1 protein-coding gene is annotated in these 904 nt (G+C 75.1%); it reads right to left on the reverse strand.

Annotated elements, in window-relative coordinates; genetic code table 11:
- Positions 1-64: 64 nt before the first annotated feature.
- Entirely contained in the window at positions 65-826 is a 762-nt protein-coding gene (locus E1266_RS37460; protein WP_132055344.1) for a phosphatase PAP2 family protein, read from the reverse strand.
- Between the last annotated feature and the right edge of the window lie 78 nt (positions 827-904).

The following is a 904-nucleotide window of genomic DNA, read 5'->3' on the forward strand; positions in this document are numbered from 1 at the left end:
CCCCGGGGCGGTGCGCACGCACCACCCGGGACGGCCCCTCCGAAACTCTCGGCCCCGGCCCCGGTCAGGGGAGCGGGTCCCGCCTGGTCACGCCGCCCATCACGTCCGGCATCGTCACCGACGCCTCGTTCACCCGGCCCGCAGGCCCGCCGCCGGCCGCCCGACCCGGCCCCGCACCCGGCACCACCGGCCGCTCGGCCCCGCTCTCCGGCGCCCCGCCGACGGCCGACGGCGGACCCAGCACCGTCCCGCACAGCGGGAACCCCCGCATCGACTCCACCAGCGGACGCAACGCCGCCACCAGCGCCACGACCACCAGCGGAGCGACCACCACGCCCAGCACGAACCCCGCCGCCACATCGTGCGGGTAGTGCACGCCCACGAACACCCGGGAGAACGCCATCAGCGCCGCCATCGGCAGCACCAGCGGCGCCATCGCCCGCCACGCCACCACGATCACCGCCGCCGACGCCGCCGCGATCGTCGCGTGGTTGCTCGGGAACGACCAGTCGCCCGGCGCCGGGCACGCCGCGATGTGCACCGCCCCCTGCACCGCCCGGCACGGCCGCTCCTCCTCGATGAAGGTCTTGGAGACCTCGCTCACCAGATACGCCGCCACCACCGCGAACGGCGCCGCCAGCGCCAGCGCCATCGCCCGCGCTTCCCCGGCCCGGGCCCGCCACCAGCCCACCACGAACAGCGCCGCGAACAGCAGCAGCCCCGCGTCCGTCCCGACCTCGGCCACCGTATGCAGCCACGACGGAGTGCCCTCCGCGAACTCGGTGATCTCCCGGTACAGATCGGCGCTGAAATCCGGCGCTTCCATGCTCTCCCTCACGCTCAACGGCCCTCGGCCGACACCATTTGGACACCCCGCGCCCCGCAGAAGTTCACCCTAGAGCCC

It is taken from the genome of Actinomadura sp. 7K534, assembly GCF_004348575.1.
Taxonomy (GTDB): domain Bacteria; phylum Actinomycetota; class Actinomycetes; order Streptosporangiales; family Streptosporangiaceae; genus Spirillospora; species Spirillospora livida.

Bases quoted from the DNA above. Each gene is read 5' to 3' on its own strand.
- E1266_RS37460 (WP_132055344.1), bottom strand. From the start codon at position 826: ATGGAAGCGCCGGATTTCAGCGCCGATCTGTACCGGGAGATCACCGAG.